Source organism: Candidatus Micrarchaeota archaeon, assembly GCA_021163225.1.
Classification (GTDB): domain Archaea; phylum Micrarchaeota; class Micrarchaeia; order Anstonellales; family JAGGXE01; genus JAGGXE01.
The window spans coordinates 1-5,086 of record JAGGXE010000060.1 but is presented as its reverse complement, the minus strand read 5'-3'; the positions used below and the strand labels follow the sequence as shown (position 1 = coordinate 5,086).

Below are 5,086 nucleotides of genomic sequence, written 5' to 3'. Positions count from 1 at the left end.
TGACGTGCCCCTTCTCGGCTCAGTTTTCGTAGCAGTCGTTGTACTCTAGAACTGTACCAAATTTTAGCTTCGATGCGATGTAGTTTATAGTGACATCGTTTACATAGGTAAACTGTTCTTTTGTAGGGCCTACCGTATAAGTGGTGTTTATGTAAATCCTCGGTTGACCCGCAGACGCTACATTTTGGTTTAGAAGAAGCCTTTACGATAGAACCACCTCAACAGTACATCGAACTCGTGGTCGCCGCCATGCCAGTTCACAATTCTGAAAGGGCTTGCCGTAGGATCTCTTCTTTATCATCTTTTGAAATCTTCACAGGTTCCTTGCTGAGGAAAACTGCAGGGTTATCCTCCATGAGGTCTAACGTGCGCAGAGCCATCAGATAGTTAACCTTACAAAAGGCGCGGTAACCTTTAAACTCGGCAGGTATGTTGGATATGTACTGAGCAGCATTGTGCGCATGTTGTCTGGCGTTGGCAATCATCATGTTCAGTATCTCCAACGCCTTATCGATATTCTTCTCATCCAACAGGTCTTCGGGTGTCAGTCCGTCAAACAACTGTGACGGCCAGAAGTACCGTTTTTCGAGAACGTCCTCTCTGAAATCGCGAATGATGTTCACTTTCTGCAGGAATAGACCGAAATCACGGTAGTATCTCCTGAGGGTTTCGGCACGTTCTTTATCATCGATGTAATAGGAAATTAGGTCTGTGAGAAATCCGCCGACCGTTCCGGCAACATAGTAGGAATAATCGTCAAGGTCTCTAAAGGTAGATATACGTTTGCTCAGGAACTTCTTCATACCCTCCTTCATCTCGTTAAACCATCGTTTCACTATACTGAAAAAGTGCGAATCCATTTTACGATGAAGTGTTAGAACGATGTGAGCGTTTTTCAGCAGGTCGCGGTAATATCGGTTATCGATGTTTTTTGCAAAATCTGTCATCTGTTGAAGCTTGTTACTTATTCCCGACATCAATCCGTTCCTGCTCCGTTCTGTTAACAGGTTCATCCACAGGTCGAGCATCCTTTCCTTTGTCTTCATGTCAGCATCCGAATCCTCAATGGTATCCAGGATACGGGCTTCCAAATATCCAAGAGTCACTTTGTCACGGATCGGTTCATCGATGAACGGTATCGTGAGCGCAAAGGAACGGGATACGTTGTTCAACGCGTTTTTACAGTAAGCCCAAAGGTCGTCATCGTTTCCGTGGTTCGGTTTTCCACGGTTACCTGAACGGGACAGTAGATTCGTAGAATGCATCGATAAATCTTGTGATTTAGCAGTTTTATAAAACTTTCTGAACAACCGTTCCGTCAACGTATTCCGAAAAAGAATTCGAACGTGATGGATGTTTGGACGCCGAAGCCTCCAAGAACCCATCAGAATTGCTTCTGATGGTTCCCATTACATTGCCTGCAAACACCCGAAGGTGTTGCACGACAATGCAACGGTCTTACCCCATCCATCACTGCTATATTATCGATAGAAACATTTATAAAGGTATCTGATGATTACGCGGAAGTGTTCCGTCTTTCCTTTACCGGGGTAAATCTTATAAAGAGGCATCGACAAGTATTATCTGCGCATGAAACCTGAAGATTCGATAAAACAGTACAGACTAAAACTCTTCAATCGTATGATGGAAGAACTTAAAGGTCATATCGTTCTCGTTGAAGGGTTAAAGGATAAACGGGAACTCGTAGGGTTGGGTGCAAACCCGAACATGGTTAGAACTATCGCAGGTCACATGGATACAGAATGCGAACATCTGAAAGAGGAAAACGTGACCGAAGTAATCGTGCTCACAGACATGGATAGACGCGGTGAAGAACTGGCTAAACGAACGATAGATAAACTCAACTCCTTAGGGATACGTCATCATAACCTGTACATCAGGAACAGATTGGCTAAACTGTTGAACCTGAGATATTGGGAAACGTTGGGTGTGAAGGTCCGCCGTTTTCTCGAGGAGAACGAGGTGTGACACAATGCCTACGATGTCCGGAGTATCTATGCCCTCTTCTTTTTCCTTCCAACAGATTTCACGGACCGTTTAGAAGTTGACGATGTTTTACGGTATTCTTCCCACAACTCTTTTCTCATGGCTTCCAACAGTACGGGTTCCTTACCGTTGAACTCTGCCGCTGTGACCACGTATTTCCCCAATCTCTCTGCCGTCTCTAACACAGGTCCGATCTTCTGTTTGTAATGTAAATCACGGAGTAAATGATGTTCAAGGATGATCGTCTTAACATCGGTTTCGGTAAGGATCCTGATCAGGTTCTCATTGCTTTTAACCAGGTTACGTTTCGGAAACCGCCAACCGAGGAAGATCGTTGGAAATCCGGAAAGGTACAACACATCTGGGTTGTGGTCGATGATCCAGTTCGTAGCTTCATCAGTCTGCGGACCTTGCACATCCGAAGCATGGATAAACGTTTCTCCTCTGAACACTATCGCACACATCATCACGTAACCCAAAGTCGGTTTGAAACCGTGCGGGACAGGAGGAGACGTGTACATTGTTGTCTTGCCGAATTCGAACTGTTCAGTCGTTTCTTTATCACCGGCCACAAACTCTATCCGCTCAGGCGTATCGTCTATGAACTCCAGGAACCTGGCTGCACGTTCCTTCTGCGATTTATTGATGAACTTGGTGGGATGTTTGATAAGCAGTACCTTGTTAGCGTATATGTTCTCGTCGGGCAAATAATGGTCGTAATGGTAATGCGAAATCGTTATTATCTTACTCTTCTTCGCATAGGTGCGGATCTTCCGGATAGACCGTTCCAGTGCAGCCTCTTCAGGTGGTGACGGCGGTAGACCGTAACGTGAGGGACCGAGTGCCGCTCCCGGGTCGATCAGTACGGTTGTGTCCGTTTCAACAAAGGTGCATGTGCTACGCACACCTAACGAATCGTACGCAATAGGTAACACGCGCATATGTTTGAAAGGGTTATATCCGGTTCTCCTCTGTTTCCCCATACGTATCACACATATGTTTCCTAACGTTCCGTGTATCAAACAGGTTTTTATCTTGCAGAAAAGATTTTTAACGATTCATGTGATGATGCTATCATGTCAAACAATAAAAAGATTGCTAAGATGTTCAGAGAGATTGCCGATATTTTGGAATACGAACAAGTGAAATGGAAGCCGCGCGCCTACCGGCGCGCGGCTGCAACGTTAGAAACGTTATCGGTAAACGTTAGCGAGATCTACGAAAAAGAAGGGTTGAAAGGGTTGGATGCGTTACCGGGCGTGGGTAAAGATTTAGCGGCAAAGATCAAAGAGTTCCTGGAAACGGGCAAAATGAAAGATTACGAAGAGTTGAAGAAGAAGTACCCGATCGATTTCGATTCGTTGACAGCCGTGCCGGGTTTGGGACCTAAGAAGGTGATAAAACTCTACAAGTTCTTGGGTGTGAAAACGTTAGAGGACCTAAAACTTGCGGTCAAACAACACAGGATTAAAAGGTTGCCCGGGTTCGGTGAAAAAAGCGAACTGGAGATCGCAAAAGGGTTGGAGATGATCGAGAAGATGAAGGGTAGGATGTTGCTCGGTAACTCGTTACCTCTTGCAGAGAAGATCGCCGATTACATACGAAACGTGGAAGGTGTCAAACGTGTTGAGATCGTCGGTTCTGTGAGACGTATGAAGGAAACCAACGGTGACATAGACATACTGACAATAGCTCGGTACCCGCGTCTCGTAATGGACAGGTTTGTGAAGGCGCCGTGGGTTGCAGAGGTGGAGGTGAAAGGTCCTGCCAAAACTACCGTATTTCTTGATGAAGGGATAGAATGCGACCTCAGGGTGTTCAAAGAGGAAGAGTTCGGTGCGGCAATGTTGTATTTCACAGGGTCAAAAGCCCACAACATAAAACTTCGCAAGATCGCTATAGAGAAGGGATACAAACTCAACGAGTACGGTTTGTACGACCGTATGGGTCGTCGTGTGGCATCACGAACCGAAGAAGAGATATACGAACACCTCGGTTTAAAACAATGGATACCGCCGGAAATAAGAGAAGATGAAGGCGAGATAGAGGCCGCGATAGAGGGTACGCTACCCAAACTTGTCGGATACGACGAAATAAAGGGAGACCTCCAGATCCACACTACCTGGAGCGACGGGACAGGTTCGGTAGAGGATATGGTACGCGCGGCGGAGAGGATGGGTTACGAATACATCGTAATAACCGACCACAGCAGGATGGGGTTGGCGGTGGCAAAAGGGTTGGAGAAAAGGAAAGATTTTGAAAAACAGAGGGAGGAGATAGAATCGATAGATACAAAGATGGATGTGTACGCGGGTGTCGAAGCAAACATACTACCTAACGGACATCTGGATGTATCCGATGACATATTATCGGAACTGGATTTCGTATGCGCAGGAGTGCATTCACGGTTTCGCATGAGTAAAACCGGGATGACTAACAGGTTGATCAGGGCTATCAAAAACGATTACGTTGATGTTATCGTACATCCTACCGGGAGACTGATCGGTGAACGCGAACCCTACCTGTTCGATTACGATAAAGTGTTCGAAGAAGCAGCGGAACGCGGCGTCCTGTTTGAGGTCAACGCGTTCCCGACCAGGTTAGACCTACCTCCGCATTTGGTCAGGTTATCGAAAAAGTACGGTGTAAAACTTTCCGTAGGGACCGATTCGCATTCAACGGATCACCTGAGATACATGAGGTTCGGGATAGGCACTGCGCGGAGGGGTTGGGCTACTGCGGAAGACATCGCGAACACAATGAACGGTAGAGAGTTCAGGAACTGGCTCAAGAAAAGAAAGAACAGGAAACACTGAACAGATGATTGAACGGACTGAGATAACCGAACGGAAAAGTAGACAGACGATTTGTTTTCTTAATGTAAGAACGTGTAAGAACGGGCTCATCAGCTACTCCGATCATCACGAATCAGTCTGGGACGGTGAAATCATTGCCCGTTTGAATTATATTACCCTTCTTCAGATATAAAAGCTTTTTGGGTTAGGAGGTGATGTATACCATCCCGAAATTACTTCCTCTCGTTGAAAACGATAAGAAACGTCTTAAAGAAACGGAAGGA

4 protein-coding genes are annotated in these 5,086 nt (G+C 45.9%); 2 read left to right on the top strand and 2 right to left on the bottom strand.

Annotated elements, in window-relative coordinates:
• Positions 1–257: 257 nt before the first annotated feature.
• Positions 258–1,265 (bottom strand): squalene/phytoene synthase family protein, encoded by a 1,008-nt coding sequence (locus J7K41_04170; GenBank protein ID MCD6549871.1) that lies wholly within the window; start codon positions 1,263–1,265, stop codon positions 258–260.
• Positions 1,266–1,590: 325 nt separating this feature from the next.
• Between J7K41_04170 and J7K41_04165 the strand changes: the two genes are divergently transcribed.
• Complete coding sequence (locus tag J7K41_04165) at positions 1,591–1,989, top strand: toprim domain-containing protein (GenBank protein ID MCD6549870.1); 399 nt, start codon at positions 1,591–1,593, stop codon at positions 1,987–1,989.
• Positions 1,990–2,015: 26 nt separating this feature from the next.
• Here J7K41_04165 and J7K41_04160 read toward each other — a convergent pair whose 3' ends face one another.
• Entirely contained in the window at positions 2,016–2,948 is a 933-nt protein-coding gene (locus J7K41_04160) for an MBL fold metallo-hydrolase (GenBank protein ID MCD6549869.1), read from the bottom strand.
• 135 nt (positions 2,949–3,083) lie between these two features.
• Between J7K41_04160 and polX the strand changes: the two genes are divergently transcribed.
• Complete coding sequence (gene polX / locus J7K41_04155) at positions 3,084–4,823, top strand: DNA polymerase/3'-5' exonuclease PolX (protein ID MCD6549868.1); 1,740 nt, start codon at positions 3,084–3,086, stop codon at positions 4,821–4,823.
• The last annotated feature ends 263 nt before the right edge of the window (positions 4,824–5,086 follow it).

Bases quoted from the DNA above. Each gene is read 5' to 3' on its own strand.
- J7K41_04170 (MCD6549871.1), bottom strand. From the start codon at position 1,265: ATGCATTCTACGAATCTACTGTCCCGTTCAGGTAACCGTGGAAAACCG.
- J7K41_04165 (MCD6549870.1), top strand. From the start codon at position 1,591: ATGAAACCTGAAGATTCGATAAAACAGTACAGACTAAAACTCTTCAAT.
- J7K41_04160 (MCD6549869.1), bottom strand. From the start codon at position 2,948: ATGCGCGTGTTACCTATTGCGTACGATTCGTTAGGTGTGCGTAGCACA.
- polX (MCD6549868.1), top strand. From the start codon at position 3,084: ATGTCAAACAATAAAAAGATTGCTAAGATGTTCAGAGAGATTGCCGAT.